20 protein-coding genes are annotated in these 24,523 nt (G+C 38.9%); 17 read left to right on the top strand and 3 right to left on the bottom strand.

The window, feature by feature from the left end:
- Nucleotides 1–239: 239 nt before the first annotated feature.
- Nucleotides 240–671, bottom strand: coding sequence for a VanZ family protein (locus ACIQZI_RS18935; protein WP_403075971.1), 432 nt, complete (start codon nucleotides 669–671; stop codon nucleotides 240–242).
- 419 nt (nucleotides 672–1,090) lie between these two features.
- Here ACIQZI_RS18935 and spoIIQ point away from each other — a divergent pair, with 419 nt between their 5' ends.
- The 9 genes from spoIIQ to ACIQZI_RS18890 all read left to right on the top strand — a co-directional run bounded on the left by spoIIQ (nucleotide 1,091) and on the right by ACIQZI_RS18890 (nucleotide 8,089).
- Nucleotides 1,091–1,948 (top strand): stage II sporulation protein SpoIIQ, encoded by an 858-nt coding sequence (gene spoIIQ, locus ACIQZI_RS18930; protein ID WP_403075968.1) that lies wholly within the window; start codon nucleotides 1,091–1,093, stop codon nucleotides 1,946–1,948.
- A gap of 525 nt (nucleotides 1,949–2,473) precedes the next feature.
- Nucleotides 2,474–2,749 carry a sporulation transcriptional regulator SpoIIID gene (gene spoIIID / locus ACIQZI_RS18925; RefSeq protein ID WP_028393454.1) on the top strand — a complete coding sequence of 92 codons (276 nt, stop codon included), beginning with the start codon at nucleotides 2,474–2,476 and terminating at the stop codon, nucleotides 2,747–2,749.
- Between the two features lie 320 nt (nucleotides 2,750–3,069).
- The gene (gene mreB / locus ACIQZI_RS18920) at nucleotides 3,070–4,071 is read left to right on the top strand and encodes a rod shape-determining protein (protein ID WP_403075966.1); all 1,002 of its coding nucleotides are present in this window, start codon (nucleotides 3,070–3,072) and stop codon (nucleotides 4,069–4,071) included.
- 488 nt (nucleotides 4,072–4,559) lie between these two features.
- Complete coding sequence (locus ACIQZI_RS18915) at nucleotides 4,560–5,393, top strand: flagellar hook-basal body protein (RefSeq protein WP_403076226.1); 834 nt, start codon at nucleotides 4,560–4,562, stop codon at nucleotides 5,391–5,393.
- A gap of 28 nt (nucleotides 5,394–5,421) precedes the next feature.
- Nucleotides 5,422–6,261, top strand: a complete 840-nt coding sequence (locus ACIQZI_RS18910) for a flagellar hook-basal body protein (protein WP_403076223.1) — start codon at nucleotides 5,422–5,424, stop codon at nucleotides 6,259–6,261.
- 94 nt (nucleotides 6,262–6,355) lie between these two features.
- Nucleotides 6,356–6,607 carry a DNA-directed RNA polymerase subunit beta gene (locus ACIQZI_RS18905; RefSeq protein WP_062185445.1) on the top strand — a complete coding sequence of 84 codons (252 nt, stop codon included), beginning with the start codon at nucleotides 6,356–6,358 and terminating at the stop codon, nucleotides 6,605–6,607.
- Nucleotides 6,608–6,660: 53 nt separating this feature from the next.
- Entirely contained in the window at nucleotides 6,661–7,092 is a 432-nt protein-coding gene (gene fabZ / locus ACIQZI_RS18900; RefSeq protein ID WP_062185447.1) for a 3-hydroxyacyl-ACP dehydratase FabZ, read from the top strand.
- A 168-nt stretch (nucleotides 7,093–7,260) separates the two neighbouring features.
- Complete coding sequence (locus ACIQZI_RS18895) at nucleotides 7,261–7,536, top strand: hypothetical protein (RefSeq protein ID WP_403075963.1); 276 nt, start codon at nucleotides 7,261–7,263, stop codon at nucleotides 7,534–7,536.
- 109 nt (nucleotides 7,537–7,645) lie between these two features.
- Entirely contained in the window at nucleotides 7,646–8,089 is a 444-nt protein-coding gene (locus ACIQZI_RS18890; protein ID WP_403075960.1) for a hypothetical protein, read from the top strand.
- Between the two features lie 264 nt (nucleotides 8,090–8,353).
- Here the strand turns inward: ACIQZI_RS18890 and ACIQZI_RS18885 are convergent, their stop codons facing one another.
- Entirely contained in the window at nucleotides 8,354–8,794 is a 441-nt protein-coding gene (locus ACIQZI_RS18885; RefSeq protein WP_062185451.1) for a YwpF family protein, read from the bottom strand.
- Between the two features lie 288 nt (nucleotides 8,795–9,082).
- On the opposite strand from ACIQZI_RS18885, the gene ACIQZI_RS18880 reads away from it, so the two are divergent.
- The 7 genes from ACIQZI_RS18880 to nikC all read left to right on the top strand — a co-directional run bounded on the left by ACIQZI_RS18880 (nucleotide 9,083) and on the right by nikC (nucleotide 15,840).
- Nucleotides 9,083–9,445, top strand: coding sequence for a single-stranded DNA-binding protein (locus tag ACIQZI_RS18880; RefSeq protein WP_062185453.1), 363 nt, complete (start codon nucleotides 9,083–9,085; stop codon nucleotides 9,443–9,445).
- 18 nt (nucleotides 9,446–9,463) lie between these two features.
- Complete coding sequence (locus tag ACIQZI_RS18875; protein ID WP_403075955.1) at nucleotides 9,464–9,754, top strand: hypothetical protein; 291 nt, start codon at nucleotides 9,464–9,466, stop codon at nucleotides 9,752–9,754.
- Between the two features lie 309 nt (nucleotides 9,755–10,063).
- The gene (locus ACIQZI_RS18870; protein WP_403075950.1) at nucleotides 10,064–11,074 is read left to right on the top strand and encodes an ABC transporter ATP-binding protein; all 1,011 of its coding nucleotides are present in this window, start codon (nucleotides 10,064–10,066) and stop codon (nucleotides 11,072–11,074) included.
- The gene (locus tag ACIQZI_RS18865) at nucleotides 11,049–12,017 is read left to right on the top strand and encodes an ABC transporter ATP-binding protein (protein WP_403075947.1); all 969 of its coding nucleotides are present in this window, start codon (nucleotides 11,049–11,051) and stop codon (nucleotides 12,015–12,017) included. The genes ACIQZI_RS18870 and ACIQZI_RS18865 overlap by 26 nt, the downstream gene beginning before the upstream one ends.
- Nucleotides 12,018–12,066: 49 nt before the next feature.
- Nucleotides 12,067–13,674, top strand: a complete 1,608-nt coding sequence (locus tag ACIQZI_RS18860; protein ID WP_403075944.1) for an ABC transporter substrate-binding protein — start codon at nucleotides 12,067–12,069, stop codon at nucleotides 13,672–13,674.
- A 249-nt stretch (nucleotides 13,675–13,923) separates the two neighbouring features.
- Complete coding sequence (locus ACIQZI_RS18855) at nucleotides 13,924–14,928, top strand: ABC transporter permease (RefSeq protein WP_403076220.1); 1,005 nt, start codon at nucleotides 13,924–13,926, stop codon at nucleotides 14,926–14,928.
- Between the two features lie 12 nt (nucleotides 14,929–14,940).
- Complete coding sequence (gene nikC, locus ACIQZI_RS18850; protein WP_062185465.1) at nucleotides 14,941–15,840, top strand: nickel transporter permease; 900 nt, start codon at nucleotides 14,941–14,943, stop codon at nucleotides 15,838–15,840.
- 704 nt (nucleotides 15,841–16,544) lie between these two features.
- Here the strand turns inward: nikC and ACIQZI_RS18845 are convergent.
- Complete coding sequence (locus ACIQZI_RS18845; protein WP_253722722.1) at nucleotides 16,545–17,603, bottom strand: HupE/UreJ family protein; 1,059 nt, start codon at nucleotides 17,601–17,603, stop codon at nucleotides 16,545–16,547.
- A 384-nt stretch (nucleotides 17,604–17,987) separates the two neighbouring features.
- Between ACIQZI_RS18845 and ACIQZI_RS18840 the strand changes: the two genes are divergently transcribed.
- Complete coding sequence (locus ACIQZI_RS18840) at nucleotides 17,988–24,440, top strand: S-layer homology domain-containing protein (RefSeq protein WP_403075941.1); 6,453 nt, start codon at nucleotides 17,988–17,990, stop codon at nucleotides 24,438–24,440.
- The last annotated feature ends 83 nt before the right edge of the window (nucleotides 24,441–24,523 follow it).

Here is a 24,523-nt window from a genome sequence, read left to right as displayed (position 1 = left end):
AACAATATGATTGGTAATTAGATCTTTGGCCGCACAAGCTTTTCAGTCAGAGCTAAAGGGGCCAAAGATCAACATCGTCAGAGAAAGTGAGATCTCCCTCACTGACGGTTAGTTGAACCAACCAATCGGATCTTTACGTGCAGTTGTTCCCCCACTTATCTCCTTTGTTCCTCATAAGCGTGAGATAAAATAGCAATGAAATAAAAAAAAGGCTGTCTCAAAAGCCAAGGATCAAATCCTTATGAGACAGCCTTTTTCGTCATTTTTTCAATGATTGTAAGAAAACCACGATGATGCTTGAAATAGTGATAGCGTACATGGAAATAAGTAGCTAACACGCCAATTACATCTTTGACAACATCAATAAGGCTTGCTGAGCGGGCAGGTATGAAGGATTGGTGTATTTCATCACAAACGCCATACAAACACGCTAAAATGGCAGCTAGGATACTCCAGGAGCTGGTTAATTTACTATGAGCAGCAAGAGCAGCAGCGAACAGCATATAAAGAATCGCAAATTCAACCAAATGAAGAGCTTCCTTGATGAAATGATCGACAGAAGAGGATGGAAGATCGAGAATTAAATCATCAGGCTGACTAGACATATACCAAATAGCTCCCATATAAACAAACGGCAGAACCGTCAAGAATAGCTTCAAGAATTTTCTCATGAATGAATACTTCCTTTAGTAAGTGATTGTTGCCATTGTATCAAGAATTTTCTTATAGGGAAAGAACAAAGCGTAAGCGACTTGAAAAAGGCGGAATGGCGAAATTCCATAAAAAAACATATTTTTCATCTTACGAAACGGGACCATTACCACACGTATCACACTAAACTCGCCTAATCACAATGGCAGCGGTGCGAAGCTGAATTTAGAAGTACTTTCTATAATAAAATCAGTTAGTTGCTAATTAGACTAGAGATATTTAGAAAGTAGCGAAGCCCGACTCCCATACCCTTAAAGGAATGAAATAATTACCATGCATAAAAAATTCAAGTTAAACAAAAAATAAATCTAAAAAAATTTTATGGCAGATGTATATAATTGCAGCAATCTGTTCAGAATGATTGCTGAGGTGATTAATTATGAGAGAGGAAGAAAACAAACCAACTTCCAAAAAGTCCATTCTCCGACGTATTCAGAATAAACGTTGGGCATTACCAGCAATTTATATCGCAAGTGCCGCATTGATTTTGGCCGGTGCCATTTGGGCACAGAACAGTTTTAACGATTCAGCTGACAACTCAACAGATAAAGAAGAGGCAACTGGATTAGGCAATAACATGGAAGAGCCTGCGATTGAAGTAAACAGCCATCTTGAAAAAATTAACATGCCGATAGCGGATTCCCAACTCGCGGTCATTAAGAAAGAGTTTTATGATAAAGAGGCTGACAAAGAAAAACGTGCTGCTGCATTAGTCTTTTATAATAATCGTGTTATGCAAAACAAAGGACTGGATATCGCAGCTAAAGACGGTGGTGCATTCGATGTTGTAGCTTCTTTAAGCGGGAAAGTAAATAAAGTTAAAGAAGATTCTTTGCTTGGAAATGAAGTAGAAATTGAACATGAAAATGGTGTGACTACTCGTTATCAATCTATTACAGACATTAAAGTAGCGGTTGGCGACAAAGTGAAACAAGGTGCTGTGATTGCCAAAGCAGGTAGGAGTCTCTTGAATGAAGAGGCTGGAACACATGTCCACTTTGAAATTCGCCAAGATGATGTTGCTTTAAATCCAAATGCTATTTTCGGAAGTCAGTTGGCATCCCTTGAAACAAAGGACGAAGCTGCTGATAAAAACCCAAGTGGTGTAAGTGAAGAAGAAGATCCAGCGAATTCGGATTCTGAAGCAATTGAAGACCCATCTGACGCAAAATCTAGTGACGATCATAAAAAAGAAGATCCTTCTGATTCTGAAATGGGTAACACTGAAGAAGGCTGATAAAGTGAAACTTCTATCAGTAGGGTTGTTCTGCATCTCCCACTGGTAGTTAGTTAAAATTTCCATCAATGGAGTTTGTTCACTCCATACATGAGTTCGTTAAACTAAACTAAATGAATCAAAACAAAATGGTACGACCGTAAACAACAACTGAAAATTTGGTGAGATCCCTATCATAAAGATGGGGATTTTTTATATGGCTATCTTAACCCTTTCTTCTTTTACAAAATCCCTTTATTTCTGACAAATTTCTCGGGAAATAATTTGAAAGCACGCATTAACTTTTGGAAAATTACGATAAATATTTCCGGAAGTTGTTCTAAAGTGTGCATATATCTTCATCCGTACTAATAAACTGATACAAACCATACAAAGAGAGTGTTTGAGGTGAGTAGTCGTTTAAATCTAATGATAAATCCAGTTGAAGATATATGAATCGATAATTTCCGGGGCAACGGTCGTTTTTAAGCCAAAAGCGAATCTCATTTCACACTTCTCACATCCAATTTAGGGAGGTCGAGTGGTGTGCACGATTACATCAAAGAAAGAACTATCAAGATAGGAAAGTATATCGTGGAAACAAGAAAAACTGTTCGTGTGATTGCGAAGGAGTTTGGTGTATCCAAAAGTACAGTCCATAAAGATTTAACCGAGCGATTACCTGAAATTAATCCTGAATTGGCCAATGAGGTGAAGGATATTTTGGATTATCATAAATCTATCCGGCATCTTCGAGGTGGAGAAGCAACAAAGTTGAAATATAAGCGGTCAGAGCGCGAAGAGGAAATATTGAAAAGATAGCTTTTCCCTCATTAACGGGACTAACAATCAGTGGGGATGAAGAACCCCCCCACTGATTGAAGTTTCACTTTATGTAAAAATAAAACCGGTATTTGCTACCCTGATTCAGTTTCGGTGGTTTAAAAGGGAAATACTTAGTAAAAAGTGTTACCTTTTAAGAACCACGGGAAGCGGGGTATGACAACAAAAACCGGTTTTTGTGATGCGTAAAAAAAATTCCCATTTCAAGGATATAGACCTACCTTCCACCTTTTCAATATGTTAAAATAAACAATTAGGAGTAAGTAGGCTTTTATGAGGATTCAAGGAGGATTTAAATCATGTTTGCTAGGGATATTGGAATAGATCTCGGAACAGCTAATGTGCTGATCCATGTCAAAGGTAAAGGAATTGTGTTAAATGAGCCATCCGTATTAGCCATCGATAAAAATACGAACCGTGTATTAGCGGTCGGTGAAGAAGCTAGAAAGATGGTTGGTCGTACACCAGGAAACATCGTTGCGATTCGCCCGTTAAAGGATGGAGTCATTGCTGATTTTGATGTAACTGAATCGATGCTTAAGCATTTTATAAATAAGTTAAATGTTAAAGGATTTTTATCGAAACCAAGAATTCTAATTTGCTGTCCAACTAATATCACGAGTGTTGAGCAGAAGGCCATTAAAGAGGCAGCTGAAAAAAGCGGAGGTAAGAAAATTTACCTAGAAGAAGAGCCGAAAGTGGCGGCAATAGGAGCGGGGATGGATATTTTCCAGCCAAGCGGAAATATGGTCGTTGACATTGGCGGAGGTACAACAGACATCGCAGTCCTATCTATGGGGGACATTGTAACCTCATCGTCCATAAACATGGCGGGCGATAAATTTGATAATGAAATTTTGAATTACATCAAACGTAAATATAAACTGCTCATTGGTGAAAGAACGTCAGAAGATATCAAGATAAAGATCGCAACTGTTTTTCCTGGATCGCGGAAGGAAGAAATTGATATTCGTGGACGTGATATGGTTTCTGGATTGCCTAGGACAATTACCGTTCATTCTGAGGAAATTGAAGAGGCACTGCGTGAACAAGTTTCTATTATTGTCCAAGGTGCTAAGAGCGTTCTAGAACGCACACCACCTGAATTATCAGCAGATATTATTGACCGCGGCGTTATTCTTACAGGTGGCGGAGCCCTTCTGCACGGAATTGACTTATTGCTAGCAGAAGAATTGAAAGTCCCAGTACTAGTCGCAGAGAATCCTATGGACTGTGTAGCGATTGGAACGGGAATTATGCTGGATAATATGGATAAATTACCACGCCATAAATTTGGTTGATTCAATAGAAGCGCACACTTTTTGTACCTTCATTTTGACGGGACTGAGGATTCTCGGTTCCTGTTTCTTATTCGAAATCGAGTTATAAAACCTACGAAGTTTTTTAACCAATTCCTTTACAATTGACGATTTTAATGCCTCAAGCAGTCCTACTATAATTAGTATTAAGTTACCCTAGAAACCTTCCGATATAGTAAATAGACGTATGGAACAACAACCATAAGACTGTTTAGAAAAAAATATTCCAGATAGCTGAAGATTACAGCTTTTTGTATGAAGGACATGGGGATGGGTCTTCGTGACTTATACATATAGCTAACCTGCTTAGCAGGTATACTTATAGTATCGAGAAAGCATCCGAAATTCAGGCTTCGCACCGCTATCATTGTGATAAGGTGAGTGTAGCGTGTTTCATGGTCTATCCTTCATAGTAACTAGTGGCGTTTGAACGCCATTTTAGATTTTGTATATATCAGAGGTGATCAATGATGTTCAGAGGATTTTACACAGCGGCTTCCGGAATGCTTACTCAACAAAGGCATGCGGAAATGTTGACGAATAATTTATCAAATGCGAACACGCCTGGATTTAAAACAGACCAAGCAAGCGTGAGGTCGTTCCCTGAAATGCTTATGCAACGAATAGGTCAAAAAGCGACAACACCAAACGGGAAAATCAGTTTACCAATTTATTCACAGGTGGGCTCTCTCAGTACAGGTGTCTATATGCAAGAGGCGACGCCCTTGTATACGCAAGGTGACATCCGAGAAACCCAATTAGCGACCGATTTGGCGATTGTTAATGGGAACCTTCCATTGAATCAGGAAAATGGCAAACCAGGCACGCTTCTCTTTGTTGTTGAAAATAGTGTGGGTGAAGCGCGTTACACGAGAAATGGGAACTTTACATTGGATGGCGCTGGATACTTGACCACAGCTAGTGGAAATTATGTGCAGGATGTCAATAATAACCGAATTCGCGTGAATAGCGAGAACTTCTCCGTCAGTGAAGAAGGCATGATTATAGAAAATAACCAACCAGTAGCCCGCATTGGAGTTGCATTCGCAAGGGATCCTTACCAACTCATTAAAGAGGGAGACGGATTATTCCGTGCAGAAGGAGCAAGGCTTGCTAACGCCTATAATACTGCAGGTGTATCGTTTAATTTAAAGCAGGGCTATTTGGAAGGGTCTAACGTCGATCAGGCGCAAACAATGACTGACATGCTTACTACTTATCGTACGTTTGAAGCGAATCAGAAAATATTACAAGCATACGATAAAAGTATGGACAAGGCTGTCAATGAAATTGGTAGGCTCTAAAGAATAAGGGGGAAATATAGTGAATCGCATGATGATTACATCAACTAATACACTCTCTCAGCTTCAGCTAAAATTGGATACGATTAGCAATAATATAGCAAACGTGGATACAACAGGCTATAAACGGAAAGAAGCAAATTTTACGGATTTGCTTGTACAGCAATTCAATAATCAAACAACTGCGTCTCAGGAAATCGGCCGTTTGACGCCAAATGGAATACGCCAAGGAACAGGGGCCAAACTTGGTCAATCACAACTTATCCTGACACAAGGTTCATTAAAAACGACGAATCGTAGCCTAGATGCCGCCTTTACAAAGCCCGATTTGTTTTTTAGTGTACGTGTTTCAGATGAGAGTGGAGAAAACATACGCTATACACGTGATGGAGCCTTTTTTATGACACCTGTAGATGGAAATGATCATCAGGTTATGCTTGTTACGGGTGATGGGAATTCTGTTCTTGATGAATTCAACCGCCCAATTGTTGTAAACGGGAATGTAACAGATATTAGCATGTCCGAAAATGGACAGATTAAGATAGAGACGAGTGATCGAGGAACACAAACCTTTGAGTTAGGCATTGTGTCTGTTAAGAAGCCGCAATTTATGGAGCAGCTAGGCGGTAATGTATTAGCACTCCCCTCAAATTTTAACCAATTGAATATGAATGCAGAAGATATTTTGACATCATTAACAGGCGGCTTGCGCGGCGAGATTTCTATGACACAAGGAGCGTTGGAAGGCTCCAATGTAGACTTGTCGAAGGAAATGTCTAATCTGATTATGGTTCAGCGACAATATCAATTCCAATCAAGAGCGATTACAATGGCTGATCAAATGCAAGGAATAGTGAACAGTATCAGATAAGTGAAACATCCATCAATAAAGATCAAGCCGCTGATTATTATGGGGGCATAACGGCCTGTTAAACCGGGATAAAAAGGAGCTATTGTACACAAGCATGGAAGAAAAAACTTTAACCAGAGATGATTTTAAACAGAAAAAGGAAAATAAGGAACAGACGAAACGAAAAATTCGAATCAGACTGTTACCGCTTTGGTTCAGGGTGTTACTTGTTACAGTATTGATTGTTGTATCAGTAGTCTCCGGATCAATTGTCGGCTATAGTATGATGGGTGGCGGAGCAATGGTTGATGTATTTAAAAAGTCAACCTGGACTCACATTTTTGATTTAGTATACAGTGAGAAATAGAGGGCCAATCCAGGTCAACTGGTGATGGCTTTTCTTATAAGGAGGAAAAAGGAATGCTTGATATTAATCAAATTAAAGAAATTATTGCGCATCGCTATCCTTTTTTATTAGTGGATCGCATAATTGAAGTGGAAGATGGAAAACGTGCAGTAGGCTTGAAAAACGTTTCAGCAAATGAATCTTTCTTTAATGGTCATTTCCCTGAGTATCCAGTCATGCCTGGTGTGCTTATTGTGGAAGCACTTGCTCAAGTAGGGGCAGTAGCGATGCTTAAGCAGGAGGAATATAGAGGGAGACTAGCCTTTTTTGCTGGAATTGATAACTGTCGTTTTAAGAGACAAGTCGTTCCAGGAGACCAATTAAAACTTGAAGTTGAAATCACGAGAATGCGTGGTTCCATTGGCAAAGGAAGAGCAGTGGCCACTGTAGATGGCGAAATTGCTTGTGAAACAGATATTATGTTTGCCTTTGGAGATAAATCATAATAGTAGAATAACAAAGGGTACGGATAAAGATTCCGTGCTCTCTTTTTTTGTCCGCGAGAGGAAAATTTGGAAAATGTTACTTTTATAGAAACGAGAGAAATTCCCTTTTTCGGGTATTCTAAATAAGGACCATTAGAATATGGCTCACAACATAAGGAGGAATACAACATGGTGAAAAAAAGAATATTAGCTTTGCTTGGGTACTCATTTTTATCAATAATGATGTTAGCGGGATGTGCGACGAACGATAACAATAATCCTGCTCCTGAACAGACCCCGACAGATAATAATGTAAATGAACCTGTGAATCCAGACAACAATGTGAACCCAGACAACAATGTAAATGAACCTGTGAATCCAGACAACAATGTAAATCCGGACAATAATGTAAATGGACCAGATACAAATTTAAATGAAACACCAAAACCTAAGGATAACAAGTAATTCTTATTCATAAACAAAACAGGTGGAAATTTCCGCCTTTTTTGTTTCGATTCTATAACGAAAATAATTTAATTGTTATAAATGATTCCTTTTACTGGCGATATTTGATATGATTTTAGCAAGAGCAGAGGAGCTAAATGTAGGAGGTCCATTTTATAAAATGTTAAAAGATCTTTCACCAGGAGTAAAAATAAGTATAACTCGCTCTATTTCAATTACTTTTGAGCAATATATGAACAAAATCAACTGGAATGAAAAACAGTTTGATTATGAAGCGTACATGGGCGAATGGAAAGAATACTTAAATAAATCAGCTACTTGGTATGATAAGGTAAGCAATGATATAAAAGCGAATTCGGAGTTTCATGAGGAATTAGCGGTGAAAATTAATGAAACGATTAATAAGATTCTTTCAGAAAAACCGAAGAAAGAGCAAATGGAAGAGATAGAACGACTGCAAAAACTTACGAAAACAGAATATGATTATACTTGTCGCGCGGAAGCTCGTTTTGTCATAGAGAAGCTCACAAGGGAATTGACAAACTCCAAATAAAAAAGTCATATTGAAGCACTTATATCCTTTCGTAAATTCCCTCTGCAAATTTGAACGAATGAGACATGTCAACAATATGTAAATGAAAAAAGCAAAAGCAAAGAGTTCTTTGCTTTTGCTTTTTTCATTGGCTTTTGCCAGTGAGGAGTTACACGCTTTATGAGGTTGTTCAAAAAGCCCGGTAAAAAAGCTTGCGAATTGCACCAAAGCTCTGTCTTTTCTCGAACTTCTCGGCTCTTTTTATCCTCTTTTTGAACACGCACTTTATGATTTTTTTGTAGTGATAAATGGAGGCTGAGAAATGATTTTTTCTTTGAATTGCGTAAGTAAGTCCTCGCCGGAAATGCCTTTGTCGATTAAATCCTCAAGAAGTAACTCTGCATACTTACTACGGGCTCTTTGCAAATGACCTTCAAATACGATGCTAACATGGCCATCAACTTCTTTGATTGAACGGAGGACAGTGTCAAACGCAGCAGGGCCATTCTCTTTTTTTGTGATGACAGCCTGAACAGTCACTTCGCCATTCAATAAAGGAAGTACATGCTGAATTTTATCGAAATATGGTTTAGGTAAAAAGGCTTCGAGAATCCACGTATTTAAATCATCTTCTTTGTTAATAATCAATCCATCTGTAAGCCCCACATTAAATAGTTCATTTCGCTCAGTTACAATTTGTAGTGAAATTAATTTGAATGATTTCATGCCATTCCTCCATTCTTCTTATGCATAGAAACTTTCCTTATTTTTGCTTATTATAACATATCTGAAAATGAGGAACGAATCATAATCTAAATGAGATTCGACTTTAAAAAAGTGAGGAAATGTTGAAAATCTAGTTTTTGCTGTAGAAGTGCGTTGAAAATAGGATTTTTAAGCGAGATATCAATAATAATCAACAAAAAAGGCGTATCAAAATGCAGATTTCGCGGTTTTTCTTTTACAATAAATTTATGTATGATGGGTACAAATAGATTGGAAGGAGATGAGAATGTGATTAATCAAGTAACTTTAGTCGGCCGGTTAACGCGAGATCCTGATCTGCGCTATACAGCCGAAGGTAAGGCAGTCTCTACCATTGTATTAGCGGTAAACCGAAATTATCGTAATCAAGCAGGAGATTTTGATGCAGATTTTGTTCAATGTACGCTTTGGCAAAAAACGGCCGAGAATACAGCGAATTATTGTCAAAAGGGCTCAGTTATCGGGGTTACAGGAAGAATTCAAACGAGAAAATATGATAACCAAGAAGGAAAGAAAGTCTATGTAACAGAGGTAGTCGCAGAAGCAGTAAGATTCCTTGGTCCGAAACCAGCAAATAAGCAGCAACCAGAATTTGAACATATTAAAGGATAACGGTTATTGAGGTGAAATATGACAAGAAATAGCTTTCAATTTGGTAATTTTTTAAAAGAAGACAATCAGACGATTTATCCATTTACAGCTGCACCCCTACACTACAATCACCAGCAAATAGAACGCATCGAACAAATTATGGGCGATTTAATTCGCTATATAGCCAAGACCCAAGCCAAAACTTCAAAAAATGAAAGTCACCTCGCAGAAATGGAATCGCGCTTAAATCGTTTTAACACGCAATATATCTATTTATCGGAACAATATGCAGTACTTCAACAACGACTTATTATACTTGAGAATAAATGATCTATACATGTTTAATTATATAGAAAAACCTTTATCACATGTATGCTAAGGGACTACTGGTTTAGTAATCCTCGTAAGACAAACCCCGATTAACTTCGAAAAATATGATTGATTCCTCTAATGAGCCTCAAATATGGACTGCATTTTGCAGTCTTTTTTTCGTTTTTAACCAGATTATCTAATTTTTTATTATAGATATGCAAATAATTAAAATATTCTGAAATATAGATTGTTATTTTTTCGTATTAATGCAATAATTCAATTAATTAACTGGAAGAAATGTAATTTATTTATAAAGGAGGGAAATTCGTGGAATCTCCAATGATTGAAGTGAAAGATTTGCAGACAAGTTTTCGAACGGATACTGGAGAAATTCCAGTGGTGAATTCCGTAAGTTTCCATCTTGAACCTGGCGAAGTATTGGGAATTGTCGGAGAGTCAGGCTGTGGAAAAAGCGTGACTTCTTTATCAATCATGGGACTTGTTCCCACGAATACTGGAAAAGTACAGGGGAAGATTCAGTTTAAAGGAGAAAATTTAGCTACTGCATCTGAAGCGAGAATGAGGAAGATTCGTGGGAACGAAATTGCCATGATTTTTCAAGAACCAATGACCAGTTTAAATCCATTATTTACGATAGGAGAACAATTAACAGAGTCGTTAAGAATACATAGGAAATGGAATAAAAAACAAGCAAGAGCAAGAGCTATAGAAATGATGAAACTGGTCGGACTGGGGAGGGCAGAAGCGTTGATGGATGAATATCCGCATCAACTTTCTGGCGGAATGAGACAACGGGTCATGATTGCGATGGCGATGATTTGTGAACCGGAATTGTTGATTGCGGATGAACCAACTACCGCACTTGATGTTACGATTCAAGCACAAATTTTAGAATTAATGAAAAAATTGAATCGAGAAACGAACACGGCAATTATGATGATTACCCATGATCTAGGAGTCGTTGCAGAGATGTGTCAGCGGATGGTTGTCATGTATGCTGGGAAAATAGTTGAAGAAGGAGATGTTTCTACTGTTTTCCAGAGTCCGAAGCATCCGTATACGGTCGGATTGATACAATCTGTACCTGACATGCGTGAAAAAAAGGAAAGATTGTATTCAATACCGGGGCAGGTGCCAAAACCAGGTAGTCAAAAGCTAGGCTGTCAATTTGCTCCGCGTTGTACGCATGCAATGGATCGTTGTCTAAGCGAAGCCCCTCCGCTACAGCCATTCAATAATGGTCAAAAAGTGCGTTGTTGGCTATATGGAGACGGGAAAGGGGCAGACATTTATGACTCAGCCATTAGTTCAAGTTGAAAACCTGAAAATGCATTTTCCTATTAAAGGTGGGATTTTAGGAAAAACAGTAGGTTCTGTAAAAGCGGTTGACGGCATTTCTTTTTCGATAAAAAAAGGAGAGACACTTGGACTTGTTGGTGAAAGCGGTTGCGGGAAATCGACGACTGGTCGGATGATTCTCAGACTCCTTGAACCCAGTGATGGAACTATTTATTTTGAAGGGAGAGACATTACGAAGCTCTCCACCAATGAAATGAGGAAAACGCGTAGTGAAATGCAAATGGTCTTTCAAGATCCATTTGCCTCGTTAAATCCCAGACATACCATTGGAAAAATTCTAGAGGAGCCACTAATTGTTCATGGTGTGAAGGATAGGCAGGGAAGAAAGCAACGTGTGCAAGAGTTATTAGAGGTTGTTGGACTTAGTAGTTATCATGCGTCACGCTATCCTCACCAGTTTAGCGGTGGGCAGCGGCAGCGGATTGGAATAGCTAGAGCACTTGCCATTAATCCAAAGCTAATTATCGCAGATGAGCCGGTATCTGCTTTAGATGTATCCATTCAGTCACAAGTGTTGAATCTACTTCAAGATTTACAAAAAGAATATGGATTAACGTATCTATTCATCGCGCATGACCTCGGCGTTGTTCGTCATATTAGTGATCGTGTAGGTGTGATGTATCTTGGGCAGTTAGTGGAAATTTCGGAAAGTGAAGACTTATACCGAAATCCGCTTCACCCTTATACACAGGCGCTATTATCCGCGGTACCTATTCCGGATGTAACTTACAAGCAAGAACGAGTTATTCTCCAAGGCGATGTTCCGAGTCCGGTAAATCCGCCGAAAGGCTGCCCGTTCCATACAAGATGTCCAAAAGCAATGGAGCTGTGTTCGAATATAAGACCTGAATTAAAAGAGCTTGAACAAGGTCATCACGTAGCTTGTCATTTATATGACTAAGTATACGTAGACATAGATTAGTAAAATAAAAAATCAATGGGGGAAAATCATGAAAAAGACAAGCTGGATCGTATTAATTTGTATTCTTGCACTTTCGGCTGCGCTCGCTGGCTGCGGAAAAGCTAAAGAAAGCAGCACAAGCTCAGGAGATTCAAAGGCAACCGGAGGGACGCTTATTTATGGCCGAGGAGCGGACTCTACGGCACTTGATCCTGCGATAACGACAGAAGGGGAATCGTTTATCGTCACAGAACAAATTTTTGAAACACTTGTAAACTATAAAAAGGATAATACAGAAATTGAAGCGGGACTTGCCGATACATGGGACGTTTCTGAAGATGGATTGACTTATACATTCCACCTACGCGAAGGAATCAAGTTCCACGATGATACTGATTTTAACGCTGAAGCAGTTGTAAAGAACTTTCAACGCTGGGCACAGAGTAAAAATGAAGCAAAGTTTGCTTATTATGCATCCATGTTTGGCGGTTTTGAAGGTGACGAAGGTCATGTAATTAAAGAAGTGAAAGCACAAGATGCGCATACGGTTGTATTTACACTAAACCGTCCGCAAGCGCCTTTCTTGAAAAACTTAGCCATGAGCATGTTTGCGATTGCAAGTCCTACAGCATTAGAGAAATCTGGTGATGCATTCACGAAACATCCTGTAGGGACAGGCCCGTTCGTCTTTAAATCTTGGAAACCAGGCGATATGATTGAAGTTGTGAAAAATGAAAATTACTGGCAAGATAGTCTTCCGAAATTGGATGGCGTTAAATTTAAAGTAATTAAAGATAACTCTGCTCGACTCAATTCATTAATTAAAGGTGAAATTGATTTAATGGATGGGCTTAACCCTAGTGATCTTGGTCAGGTAGAGGGAGACAGCAAGTTGCAGGTGTTCGAAAGACCGTCTATGAACGTCGGCTATCTTGGTTTTAACACAGAGAAAGCTCCATTTGATAAAAAAGAAGTTCGTCAGGCCATCGGTCATTTAATCAATAAAGAAGAATTAATTAAGAGCTTCTATGAAGGTACTGCAGAACCTGCCAAAAATCCAATGCCGCCATCTATTAGTGGCTATAACGATGACATTGTAGATTATGACTTTAATGTGGACAAAGCAAAAGAATTATTAAAAGCTGCAGGACTTGAAAATGGCTTCGAGATGGATCTATGGGCAATGCCGGTTGCAAGACCATATATGCCTGAAGGACAAAAAGTAGCAGTAGCGATTCAAGCTGCTTTGAAAGAGGTTAATATTACAGCAAATATCGTTACATTTGACTGGGGTACGTATATTGAAAAAGTGCAAGCCGGCGAGGCGCCTGTCTATATGCTCGGATGGACTGGGGATAATGGTGATGCAGATAACTTTATTTATACACTTTTAGATAAAGATAACATTGGTTCAAACAACTATTCACGTTATAGCAATGATGAATTGCATGATATCTTAATCGCAGCACAATCTAATCCTAATGAAGAAGAGCGTATTGAGCTTTACAAAAAAGCTCAAGAAATTATTCACGAAGAAGCTCCTTGGGTTCCAATTGCACACTCTAAGCCGCTTCTCGCAGGCATAAAAGAAATTAAAGAATTCACACCGCATCCAACGGGAACACAATCTTTTATCGATGTAACTGTAGGGGAATAATATGAAAATGGCTATTGATCTAGGAATTTAGAGATTGATTTAGGCCGACATATCAGAGTGAAGCGCATTCTAATTTTTATAGTACGATATCTATCAAGAGGAACAAGGAGTATGGTTGCAACATGCTCCTTGTTTTTCGAAAAAAATGTGAAGAATAAATTTCAACGAGACTAATATTCAGATAAGGCTTGGGTCAACTAAATACTCTATCTAGAAAATATTTAGATGCCCAAAGAAGAGGTGGTCATTTTGTTTTCTTTTACAGTTCGGCGTCTTGGTGCGTTAATTCCAGTCCTACTGGGAATGGCGTTTATCGTTTTTATGATGGTCCGTGCAATTCCGGGTAATCCAGCCCAGCTTATTTTAGGTCAACAGGCATCGAAGGAAGCAGTTGCTGCTTTGACAAAGGAGCTCGGTCTGGATCAACCTTGGTACATGCAATTTTTGGGTTATTTAGGTGGCCTATTTTCCGGGGATTTAGGTGTTTCTTTAAAGACAAGCACCCCAATTGCTGAGGAAGTCTGGCCATATTTAGCAGCAACAATAGAACTTGCCATTATCGCTATGATCATAGCGGTCGTAATTGGAGTGAATGCTGGAATCATATCTGCATGGTTTCAAAATTCCTGGTTTGATTATATCGCGATGATTATCGCGCTTATCGGCGTCTCTATGCCAATCTTTTGGCTTGGATTAATGGAACAATATATCGTTGCGATTCAATGGGATCTGTTACCTACAACGGGTCGAGATAATATCCGAGATCCAGTTGAAGCGATTACGAACTTATATTTACTTGATACACTCCTTCAAGGAAGGTTTGATCAATTCTTTGAAGTGATCCGCCACTTAATTCTTCCAAGCATCGCTTTAGCAACGATTCCGATGGCCATTATTGCGCGGATGACACGTTCATCCATGCTGGAAGTAATGCGCTCAGACTTTATTCGAACAGCTCGTGCAAAAGGGATGAGAATGTTCTGGGTGGTTTATAAGCATTCTTTTAAAAATGCCTTAATTCCAGTCGTGACTGTCATTGGTTTGCAGACAGGATTGCTTCTTGGCGGAGCCATTTTGACGGAAACCATATTCGGATGGCCTGGGATTGGCACCTATATTTACGACGCCATTAACTACCGGGATTATCCTGTCGTTCAATCTGGGATTTTAGTGATTGCCTTTATCTTTGTCATCATAAATTTATGTGTCGATTTATTATATGCTGCAATCGATCCAAGAATTAAGTATAAGTAGGAGGGACGTGACATGGCAGAACTTGTAAACAACAAATCCCCGCTCGCAAGGCAGCCTGTAGAAGATACAGCCATATCTCCATGGAAAGAAGGGTGGAGAAGTTTTAAAAAGAATAAAGTAGCTGTTATCGGGTTATTAATCGTTGTGTTTTTCATCTTAATGGCTCTGTTTGCAGATTTACTTGCACCATATTCATATGAGTCTCAGAAACTAGCAGATAAACATTTATCCCCTTCAGCTGAGCATTGGTTTGGTACAGATGAATATGGTCGAGACATTCTAAGTCGGATCATTTTTGGTGCTCGTTTATCGCTTTGGGTTGGCTTTGTCTCTGTAGCTGGCTCCGTGATTGTAGGTTTAGTACTGGGCCTTCTCGCTGGCTATTATGGAAAATGGGTAGATATGATTATCTCGCGAATTTTTGATATATTACTAGCATTTCCTAGTATCTTGCTTGCAATTGCGATTGTTGCTGTACTTGGGCCATCTCTTAGGAATGCTCTACTTGCCATTGCTATCATAAATGTACCGACATTCGGCAGGCTGATTCGTTCAAGGGTACTTTCGGTAAAAGAAGAAGAATATATTTCAGCAGCGAAGGCAGTCGGAATGAGAGATGGCCGGATTATCTTTCAACACGTTCTCCCTAATTGCCTTGCTCCAATTATTGTACAAAGTACGTTGGCAATCGCGTCAGCAATCATTGAATGTGCGGCACTCGGATTTTTAGGTTTAGGTGCACAGCCCCCAACTCCAGAATGGGGCCAAATGCTGGCAGAATCTCGCGCATATATTCTTCAAGCACCTTGGACCGTCTTATTTCCAGGGGTGGCTATCATGCTAACTGTACTTGGCTTCAATTTAATGGGAGATGGATTACGAGATGCACTCGATCCAAGAATGAAGAACTAATTAGAAAAGTCAGCCGGATATGGCTGACTTTTTTAATTTTTTATATAGGTTGAATGGAATTCGGACTGAAACTTGTTTGGCACGTCCATTTTCCTCTGGCGCGAAAATCTCGAATCCGGCTCGAAAGGAGCACAGGTTAGCTTGGATATCTCAGTTTTTAGCTTGTGATCGTGGATTGCGGCACCGAACGTGCTGATTTTTTGCTGGAGAGATGGCCCAGAATCGATTTTCTACTCTTTATTTATTAGTAATCACTACTAGTTGGAAACATTACGTGATAAAAGCAGTAATTCAATTTGTAAAAGCAGCCTCAATGTGAAAAGAGGCTGCTTTAAAAAAATTTGGCTCAGTATCAGCCAATCAATTTAGGTGCATGGACTACGATAGACTGGGACGTATTGCGAGTTCAGCCCCGTCCGACTCATTAATGCAATGACACAAGTTCCTGAATTTCGTCGGTTGATCATTCTGTAATCCGATTGTCATTGTTAGTGATTTCGTCATGTAATGTTTGTTTTTATCAATTATCGAATCCTTCTGTGCATTACTGGCACTGCTGTTTAGGAAGGGTATCTAGAAGTTTTACAGTCTCTCAAGTAATTTCCACTTCATATTCCCATTCCGATATATTGTATGATGATGAGGTAATTCTCCTGATTGTTCTGAGCGTTTGCTTTTGTTTTCGTATTTAAACGAATCGATAATTAGAAGAAAAGTTGATTTATCAAGAAGTACATACCTGCTGCTACGATAATCCAAGATAAGTATTGAATTATTTTTAATGAGTCTTTCCACTTATGCAAATAGAAAAGGATAGGCAAGCACAGTAGGACTATCCCAATTTGAATGACTTCAATGCCAATGTTGAAACTAAATAAAGCCACTGCAAGTTGACTTTTTGGTAACGCCATTTCTTTTAATAAATCTGCGAAACCTAATCCGTGAATCAGACCAAATGCGAAGGTGATCCCCCAACGAAATTGAATTTTCTTACGGAGAATATTTTCCAATGCCACGTAAATAATGCTTAAAGCAATGACAGACTCTACAAATAGAGATGGAAGGTTCACGATATCTAAAACAGATAAACTTAATGTAATACTATGAGCAATTGTGAATGCAGTAACAATCCCAATATATTGTTTCAATGTTTGTTTCCTTAGAAGTAGCGCGATTAAAAATAATAAATGGTCATACCCTGATAGAATATGATGCATTCCAAGTGTTAAAAAAGAAAACCATGAAGATGAAGTAGTTGTTTTAACGGGGTGTGCTAGTTCGGTTTGTTTTTGTTCAGGCTCTAATTGTCCAGCTTGCTCATCACCTGACTGTTGCTCTTGTTGCACCTCAGTTAACAGCATTGTCCAAGTTCGATTTTTCCCCTCCAATGCAGCCTCACTTGTTTGATCTAGGTAAGATGCAGAAATGAAATTTACATAATTGGTTCCAGTATCATTAAAATAAAAGCCATCATTAAAAACAATCGTATCGCCGGGAGAAAAAGCTGGAAAACTCATATAAATTGTAAGAAATTCTTTATTTTCTTTTTTTACAATCTCCATTTTCTCAATTTGTGGTGTTTGTTCTTTATTTCCTTTATCAAGAGTCAGACCCTCTGTAACTAGTTCTTCTAAATGGTGTTTTTCCTTCTTAATTTCTGAATGATCAAGAATCCAGTCCTTATTTTTATCTATTTTGGGTATTAACTCTAATATCGATAAAGTATCAATTGAAAATATAACCTCTGTTTTTTTAGTATCCATTTTTATATTTGTATAACTAGCACTATAGGCATGTGCAGATGTTTTCGAAGGGAAAGAAATATAAAAAAGAAGTAGAAAAGTTAATACAATTAAGGTTAGAGGTCTGACCTTTAAGAGTTGTTGAAACTTGTTGGCGTGTGACAATATAGTAATCCTCCTAAAACTATCATAAGAAATATTTTTCAGTAGCATCAAATTAAATAGTAGACTATTATCCCCTAATATAATCACATTTTTCTTATATTTGTCTGTAAATAATAAAAGTTATTACAATTTCTTAGCAATAATTCACAATAACTTTACAATAAAATTACATTCTTTATTCTGAAATTTTTGTAGAATAATAGAGCATTTTATAAATTTAATAAAAGGGATGGTAAATGAATGAGAGCAAGAAATCAGAAGTTTAAGCGTTGGACAAGCATGTTCATGACAGCACTTCTATTAATCAGTACCTTTTTGCCAAGTAGTTTAATTGGCAAGGCTGCTGCGGAACAAGCTAATCATGTTGTAATCTCACAAGTATTTGGGGGAGGAGGTAATTCGGGGGCTCCTTACAATAAGGATTTTATCGAGTTATACAATCCTACAGATCAACCCATTGATCTTACAAATTGGTCAGTACAGTATGCATCGGCTGCTGGAACATCATGGACAGTGACCCCGTTAGATGGCACAATTACGGCTCATGGTTATTATCTGATTTCAGAAGCAGGTGGTGCAAACGGTAGCGATATTCCAACTCCAGATGCTTCGGGCGCAATCGCTATGGCTGCGGGAGCAGGGAAAGTGGCTTTATTTAACGATCAAGCTGCTAAAAGTGGAGCAATACCAGCTGGTGCAATTGATTTCGTTGGATATGGAGCGGCAAATGCATATGAAGGTGCACCAACCAAAACACTAGATGCTAAAACTAGTGCACAACGTAGACCGTATGCAAACACAGACCCTGCTCCTGGCAAAGGTAATGCATGGGATACGGATGATAACGCAACAGACTTCTATGTAGGTGCAGTTGTTGCTCCAAGAAACACTGCAAGCCCAACTGAAGCACCAATGGTTCCAGTTACAAGCTTGCAACCCAAAGGAGATAATATCCAATTTTTAAAACAAGATACAGCTGTAACAGTAAAAGGTGCAGCAGAAGCAGCTGAACCAGGTTCGACTGTTAATGTATATGAAAATGCATCCAAAGGAGAAGTTCTTGGAACAGCTACAGCGGCAGTAGGTGGTTCCTTTACTATCGATTTTACATCTGCTAAAGCCCTAACATCTGTATTTGTATCTTCAAAACAGGATAATTTGGATGAAAGTGCAGCAATTCAAATTAACTTAGCTGTTGCTAGTGCGAAAGTCGATCAAGCGAAATTAGGCTATTCAGTTAGTAACGGGGTTGGTACATTAATTGGCGGCGCAAGTACTGCTGCAGCAAATGCAATCATGAATTTCTATCCTAATGAGACTGCTAATGCGAGTGAAAGATTAGTCACTAACGAAGTAAAAGCAAGTACTTCAGGAGATTTTACTATTACTATCAACAATGCTCCTGACACGGTATATGTAACTCAAATGACAACTAGCGATAAAGGAATCATGTTAGAAAGTATTCCTGTATCCGTTACAAAAGCAGATACATCTGTAATTTCAACAATTAAAGACGTCCGAGAGTCTGATGCAAAGGGGCAGCCTGTGAACTTAAATAAAACCTTCACGGTTGAAGGTGTTGCCACTGTTGACAACCAAATTCTTGGAACTCAAAAACAAAACTTCTATATTCAAGATGGTACAGCAGGCATCAACATTTTTGGTTCATTGGAAACTCCATTTAAGACACTTAAAGGTGATAAAGTTCGCGTTACTGGTAAAATTTTAGTTTACAATGGTTTAACAGAACTAGAGGCTACTTCTATTGTAAAAGTTAGTGAAGGTAATCCAATACCAGATGCGAAAACGCTAACAATAAATGATTTATTATCTAACTATGCAGTGGCAGAGCCGCTTGAAGGTAGTCTTGTAACAGTGACAGGTAAAGTTTCTGCCGTGGCAGTAACTGGTGTAAATTATAATGTCACTTTTGTAGATGAAAATCTGAAAGCAACTACATTAAGGGTTATGGGAGCGACAGGTATTAAACCTGATACTGACCTTGTGTTAGGTAAAAGTTATACTGTTACAGGTGTACTAGGCCAATATACTACAAATGTGTCTGCCACTAACGGGTACCAACTTTACCCTCGTGATGTGAAGGATATTGCTCCAATTCTAGGTATTACACATTCAGCGTTAAAAGAAGTTTACAAAGGCACAGATGTTGAATTTGAGGCAAATGCAGATGGTGCAGAAACTGTTATTGCATATTACCGAGCTGCTGGAGTTACTGAATATACCCCGGTACCAATGAATGGCAGTGAAGGTCGCTACACAGTAACATTAGAAGCAGTCAATGTGCCTCAAGATGGTTTCGACTATTATATTGAAGCCAAAGCAGGTGAGCAAGCACAAACAGCTGGAACAAGTGCAGCACCAAATGCAGTAACGGTAATTGAGGACAAAGTTGGTCCAGAAATTAGCGGCGAGACACCACAAAATGATACGAAAGTAGAAAGTCCACAGCCTGAGATTTCCGCTTTGATTAACGACCCAAGCGGTGTTGATGACAAGACAGTACAAATGTGGCTGGATGATCAAGAGCTAACAGCACCAGCTGCATCCATTAGCAAAACACAGGTAAAATACAAACCTGAGAAAGAACTTTCACTTGGAAAGCACACCGTGAAGGTTTCAGCAAAAGATATAAAAGGTAACGCAAGTGAAAAACAATGGACGTTTGAAGTCGTTTCACGTTTTACAGGTGGAAATCACTATCGTGGTACAACACACAACCACACAAACATCTCACATGATGGTGCAGGTACACCTGAGGATGCTGTAAAAGCAGGTAAAGCCCACCATTATGATTGGTTTGCATTCTCTGACCATTCACATGATATTGACCCTGAAAAACTTGGTACAGATACTGAAGTCCGTGATGGTATGCAGGAACGTACTGGTGGTGATCAGTGGCAATTAACAAAAGACCTTGCCAAAAAATACACAAACAGTGATTATGTCGTATTCCCGGCATTTGAAATGACCTCTACTACATGGGGACATTCAAATATCTTCGGTTCAGATAATTTTATCGATCGAAACATTAATGGGAAGCAGTACCAAGACTTAAGCCAATATTATGCATGGGTAATGACATATGATGACATCGTTGGCCAATTTAATCACCCAGATATGTCTGCAAATGCATTTAACAACTTTAAACCATACAATAAAGACGTAGATAAATTATTTACGATGTTAGAAGTTGGGAATGGTTCTGGACATTATGGATATGCAAATGCTGAAGGTAAATTCTACTCGGCATTAGATTTAGGCTGGCATGTAGCGCCAACTTATGGCGAAGACAACCATGAAGGAACATGGGGCCAAGTCAATGCCCGTACTGTTATCGTTGCAGATGATCTGACTCAAGAATCTCTTCTTCATTCGATGCGTAATATGCGCGTATACATGGAAGAAGATCCAAATTTCACTTTGGAAGTATTAGCGAATGGATACTTTATGGGTTCCACAGTTGATAGCAAAACATTAAAGTTTGACATTAAAGGAAGCGATTTGGTAGCCGAAGCACATAATGAAAGTGACTATAAATACCTTCCGACTTCTTACAAATCAGATGATAGAATTGCAAAGGTTGAATTGATTACGAATGGTGGAAAAGTAGTGGAGTCTATTTCTCCAATGGAAAAAGATTTTACATGGAACCCGTCTTATAAGGTAAGCGGAGGCCAACAGTGGTTTGTTGTTAAAGTTACACAAATGGATGGCGAACGAATTTATTCTTCACCAATCTGGTCAAAAGAAGAATCTGTTGATGTAAAAGTAAATGATATTAATATTGATGGTGGCGTTATTATTGGTGGGAACCCTTCTACATTGACGGCAACAGTTGCTAATAATGGTACGGAAGTTGTTAAAAATCTTAAAGTAGACTTCTATTACGATGAAGTAAAATCTGATAATTTTATCGGAACGAATAACATCTCATCTATTCTAACTAAGAGTTCAGCAACGGCAACAGCTACATGGGTAAGCCCAATAAAAGGCGACCATCAGCTGATTGTAGTTGTGACCTCAAATGAAGGTCTCGATCTTGGTGATGTGAAATATACGTTACCGGTAAAAATTAAAGAACCACTTGGAATTAAAGTATTAATCGATGCGAACCACGGCAACGAAAATACAAGTGCTGACAGTGGATCGTATAAGGATAACTTAAAAGCTTATACACTCCTTCTTCAAAAAGAGGGATACACTGTAAATGAAAATAAAGTAGCTCTTACCGATGAAGTATTAAGTACTGTGACAGTATTAGTTCTTACACATGCAAGAACAGCCCTTACAAATGCTGAAAATACTGCAGTTGCAAAGTTTGTGAAAAATGGCGGTTCCTTATTAATGGCTGGAAAGAGCAACAATGGCTCCACAGATCCTACTGTAAATAATAACTTGCTGAGTGAAATGGGCTCGGCTATCCGAATGGGTAATGATGGAGTATTTGATGATAGCAAGACCGGCAACTTCTGGAGCGATCCAAAGGTAAGTCCTTATGCTGTTAGAGTATACCCTGGATTAGTTTCTAATTATATTACGGATCGCGTATCTTTCGTCGATTACTATAGTGGAACAAGCTTGTCAGGGGCTAATAATCAGCCACTAACAGCAAGCGGTACGGTTACGATCCTTGCGAAAGGAAATGAAACGACCTACCAAGGAAATATTAAAGGTGGAAATACGTATGATAATGTTTCAGATGAGACTGGTGGATCAGCCATTCCTTTAATTGCCTCAGAGGAAATTGAAAAAGGACGTATTGTTGTTTCAGGTATGAACATCTTTAATGACAAACAAATGGATGAATCGTATGAACCAAAAGGAAACGACGAATTATCACTAAATGCGATAAATTGGTTAGCGCATCGTGAAACAAAGGTTTCAAAAATTGCTGACGTTAGAAAATTAGCAGATGAAACAGATGTTGTTGTGGAAGGTACAGTTACGACTGGAGCAGGAGTATTCTTTGATGCTTTCAACCTACAGGATGAAACTGGCGGCATCATGGCATTCCAAGAAGTCCCAGATGGTTCTTTAAAACCAGGCGATAAAGTACGTGTTTATGGCCATACGAAGACTTTTGATAATAACAAAGAATTAGAGTTTATCAATTTCTCTAATGACGTTATTAAAATCGGTACTGGTGAACCTCTTCAACCGAAAGATGTGACTACTGGTTCAGCGACAGCTGATGAAAATATAGGACTGTTAGTGAAAGCAACAGGCAAAGTCATTTCCATTGCTGACGAAAGCTCCTACATTATCAATGACGGTTCCGGTGATTTGCTTGTCTTCGTAGACGGATACATCGCAAATCAATCGGGTAAAGTACCAAATATGAAAGTCGGCGATACACTTGAAGCTGTCGGCATATCTGGTGATTTCGCAAGCGGTAAACGAATTCGAGTACGTGATACAAAAGAATTAAAAGTGAATTCAGGAGATCCAATAGAACCAGGAAATCCGGTAGATCCAGGAGATTCAGTAGATCCATCAAATCCAGGAAATCCAGTTGGTCCAGGGGAGTCAAAAGATCCATCACAACCTCCGACGACTGAACCAGGAAATGGTGTAATTAATCAAGAGGCTGTCTTGAATCAAATAAACGATTCGAAAGCAAAAGAAGTAAAGGTAGTTATTTCAGCCCCAACCTTGGCAGTACCAACAGTTAAGGCGGAAGTTCCTCTTTCTGTCTTGAAAAGTCTAGTAACATCAAACAAACCGTTTACGATACATGCAGGTAAGACGGAAATTTCTATTCCACACAATATATTGAAAGATATGGAGGCAGCGACATCAAGCAAAGCATCCATTATTGTGACACTTGCGAAAGACGCAGTAAATGTTGTACAAGGAAAAGTACTTTCTGATGTATATGATTTCACGATTACGGTTGAAAAAGATGGGAAATCATCAAACGTTTCATTGTTCTCCAAACCAATTGAATTAAAAATCGCGGTCGACTCGGCTTCTGTAAAGGACAAGCGTAAAGTGGCTGCCTACTTCATGAATGAGAAAACAGGCGCGTTTGAATATGTTGGCGGGAAATATGTAAATGACAAATTAGTTTTTCAGACACATCACTTCTCAAAATTTGTAATTTTAGAGACAGCTAAGACGTTTAACGATATTCGAAATTATTGGGCACAGGATGAAATTGAAGTATTGGCATCTCGCTCTATTATAGCTGGGAAAACAAGTACGATGTTCAATCCGGCTGGCGATATTACACGAGCTGAATTTACGGTGTTAATTACTCGTGCACTAAATCTGCCGCTTAGTACTTACGAAGGGACATTCAAAGATGTCGCGAAGAGTAAAGAGTGGGCATACCCAGGCATCGAAGCGGCATATCGTGCAGGAATTGTTAAAGGTAAAACGAAGGATCGTTTCGACCCAGAGGGATTGATTACACGTGAAGAAATCGCAGCGATGACTATTCGTGCCATCCAATATCAGGATGATTCTCTCCTACTCAATCTTGACACTACTAAGACTTTTGTAGATGATTCGAAAATCGGTTCTTTTGCAAAAGACGCTGTTAAAAAATCAGCAGCATTAGGTATTGTAAAAGGTCGAACAAACAAAACTTTTGATCCGAAAGCGAATGTAACTCGTGCAGAAGCGGCGGTCATTCTTTACCGATCATTAGAACAACTAAAAGCTTTCTAATTTATGAATACAAAAACGGAACCTCACAATTGCGAGGTTCCGTTTTTGATTACTTGTAGCAGAGTTTACGAAAAGTGCCTCCG

Source organism: Peribacillus sp. NPDC096379 (assembly GCF_044762875.1).
Classification (GTDB): domain Bacteria; phylum Bacillota; class Bacilli; order Bacillales; family DSM-1321; genus Peribacillus.
This window is presented reverse-complemented; position numbering and strand designations above follow the sequence as displayed.